At 61.8% G+C, this 2,926-nt stretch carries 4 protein-coding genes; 1 reads left to right on the plus strand and 3 read right to left on the minus strand.

Features of this window, described 5'->3' with window-relative positions; translation table 11 throughout:
* The 3 genes from HX846_RS31665 to HX846_RS31675 form a co-directional block, all read right to left on the minus strand.
* The coding region (locus HX846_RS31665) for a DUF4880 domain-containing protein (protein WP_178966909.1) at nt 1-300 on the minus strand (300 nt) is incomplete at its 3' end.
* Nucleotides 297-815, minus strand: coding sequence for a sigma-70 family RNA polymerase sigma factor (locus tag HX846_RS31670; protein WP_177008503.1), 519 nt, complete (start codon nt 813-815; stop codon nt 297-299). The genes HX846_RS31665 and HX846_RS31670, both read right to left, overlap by 4 nt.
* A 92-nt stretch (nt 816-907) precedes the next feature.
* Nucleotides 908-1,849 (minus strand): LysR family transcriptional regulator, encoded by a 942-nt coding sequence (locus tag HX846_RS31675; RefSeq protein WP_087693849.1) that lies wholly within the window; start codon nt 1,847-1,849, stop codon nt 908-910.
* A 117-nt stretch (nt 1,850-1,966) separates the two neighbouring features.
* On the opposite strand from HX846_RS31675, the gene HX846_RS31680 reads away from it, so the two are divergent.
* Nucleotides 1,967-2,926, plus strand: a 960-nt coding sequence (locus HX846_RS31680) for an MFS transporter (RefSeq protein ID WP_178966910.1), incomplete at its 3' end; no start/stop codon positions are given.

Below are 2,926 nucleotides of genomic sequence, written 5' to 3' on the forward strand. Positions count from 1 at the left end.
AGGCAATTGCCGGCTGAGCAACCACGCGGTTGGCAACAACGCGGCGACGCCCAAGGCACGCTTGAGTACTGCACGCCGTCCCGGTTGCGGACGATCAAGGCTGGCCATGGCCAACGCTGGCGGCAAGTCGGTAAACCGTTGGCGCAGCGATTGGGCTTTTTGCCAGATCTGCTCATGCTGGGGATGGCTGTCACGCCACTGCTGCAGGCGGGCGTGATCTCGTTCGGTGGCGCTGCCGGACTCCAGCAACGCCAGCCATTGCGCCGCCGCCCGGGCGAGATCCGGCGCAGTACGGCTCACAGTTCCACCAGCAGGCAATGCTCGTAAGCCTGGGCCATGTAGCGCTTGACCGTACGCTCGGATACCTTGAGCCGCTCGGCAATCTCCCGATAGGCGAGTCCTTCCAGCTGGCTCCAAAGAAACGCGCGGCGCACTACCGCCGGCAAACCGTCGAGCAATTCATCCAGGGCTTGCAGGGTTTCCAGCAGCAACCAGCGTTGCTCCGGCGACGGCACGCAAGCCTCCGGCAACTGCATCAACGCATTGAGATACGCCTGTTCCAGACTGCGCCGCTGGTGAAAATTCACCAGCAAGCGCTTGCCCACCGTCACCAGATAGGCCCGGGGCTCCTGCAATTGCGCAATCGGCTGCGCGCTGGCCAGCACCCGCAGGAACGTGTCCTGGCTCAGGTCGGCCGCATCCCAGGCGTTGCCCAAGCGGCGCCGCAGCCAGCTTTCGAGCCAGCTGCGGTGGTCGCGATAGAACGTGTGAAGGCTGGGTTCAGCGAGGTGCGTCGGCACTACAGCATCATTCATGGCAAGTAACCTGCGCGGCGCGAGTCAGTCTCAAATGAGATTCATTCTATTTAATAACCTGCCGGCGTACCACGTTCTTTTGCACACGATGTTTAAAGCATTGCGGCCTTTTGCCTGAGCATGTCGATAAACAACCCCAACTCGCGGCTCACCGGGTCGCCCTTGCGCAGCAGCATCCCGAACGGTGCCAGTTGCACCTCCAGCACCACCGGCAAGGCCACCACGAGGCCCATTTTCAAGTAATCCCGCAGGGCGCTTTCCGAGAGCACCATGATCGCGTCGGTGAGTTGAATCAGTTGCTGCATGGAATACACAGAACTGCACTCGATAATGTCCGCCGGCTGCGGCAAGGCCAGGTGTTGCAATGCTTCATCAAAACCAATGCGCGCCGGGCTGGTTTGCGGTTGCAGAATCCACGGCCAGTCACTGACCAGTTCCGCCAGCGGCAGATGCTCGCGCTGGGCCAGGGGGTGGCCGGCGTGCACCACCACCAGCATGCGTTCGTTGCCCAGGGGCTCAAAGGTGTAATGCTCACTGTCGGTGGCGGCGTTGCGCCGGGCGATGGCCAGGTCGATGCGGCCTTGCTCCAGCAACTGGATCACCTGGTCGCTGGTATCGCCCATGATGCGAATGCGCATCTGCGGGTTGAGGGTTTTGATCTGCGCAATGGAGTCCATCACAAGGTCCGGCGCCGCGCCCATGATGGTGCCGATCGACAAATACCCGTAGCCGCCCTGCTGGCGCATCATCAGTTCCTCGGCGCAGCGGTCGAGGCCACTCAGCGCCGACTCGGCAAAGCGGATCAATTCCTTGCCCAGTGCCGTCGGGCGCATGCCCCGGGGCAGGCGCTCGAACAGGTCACAGGCAAACATATCCTCGATCTCGCGCAACATGCGCGTCGCCGCCGGCTGCGACATGTTCAGGCTTTGGGACGCACGGTGCAGGTTCTGGCTGGAACTCAAGGCCACCAGCATATGCAGATGCTTGTAGCGCAGGCGGTTGAACAGGCTGCGGGAGATTGCGGGACTACTCATTTTTTTCCTTGTTATCGATACCCTGAGGTTATCAGTTGTAAGCGAGATTCGATTTGTAGCGTATAGATGGAGCGCCGTACAGTCCTTCCCATAAGAACAAAACAACTGGACTGAACAATGAAGACCCTGCCTGCGTCCTTGCTCGCCAAGATTTCCTGGCGGCTGCTGCCCTTTCTGCTGTTGATGTACATCATGGCCTTCCTCGACCGCGCCAACGTCGGGTTCGCCAAGCAAGCCTTCCAGGCCGACACCGGCCTCAGTGATGCCGCCTTCGCCTTTGGCGCCGGGGTGTTTTTTGTCGGCTATGCGCTGCTGGAAGTGCCGAGCAACCTGATCATGCATCGCGTCGGTGCCCGCCTGTGGATGTGCCGGATCATGGTCAGTTGGGGCCTGGTGTCCGCCGCCATGATGTTTGCCCATAACGAAACCAGCTTCTACCTGTTGCGCTTCCTGCTGGGCGTGGCCGAAGCCGGATTCTTCCCCGGGGTGATTCTCTACCTCACCTACTGGTTCCCCTCTGCCGTGCGCGGCAAGGCCATGGGTTTCTTTTACTTTGGCGCGCCCCTGGCCTTCATCTTCGGCAGCCCGCTCTCGGGCCTGTTGTTGGAGCTGGACGGGTTCTCTGGGCTGCACGGCTGGCAATGGCTGTTCGCGGTGGAAGGCCTGATGGCCACCGCGGTTGGCATCTGGGCCTACTGGTACCTGGACAACCGCCCCGCCGATGCCAAATGGCTGAGCGTTGCAGAGCGCCGCCAGATCCAGGACCTGCTCGACCGCGAAGACCAGCACAAAACCTCTCATGGCCGTAGCCTGCTCACTGTGCTGTGCCAGCCCAGCGTGCTGTACCTGTGCCTGGTGTACCTACTGATCCAGGCCAGCGTTTACGGCGTGGTGTTCTACTTGCCAACCCAGGTCGGTGGGCTGCTGGGGACCAGGGTCGGCTTGATGGTGGGCCTGGTCTCGGCGATTCCCTGGGTCTGTGCGCTGTTCGCCGCGTGGTGGATTCCCGGCTATTCCGACCGCACCGGCGAGCGCCGCAAAACCGCGTCCCTGACCCTGTTGATGGCCGCCGCCGGG

Source organism: Pseudomonas sp. K5002, assembly GCF_013386655.1.
Taxonomy (GTDB): domain Bacteria; phylum Pseudomonadota; class Gammaproteobacteria; order Pseudomonadales; family Pseudomonadaceae; genus Aquipseudomonas.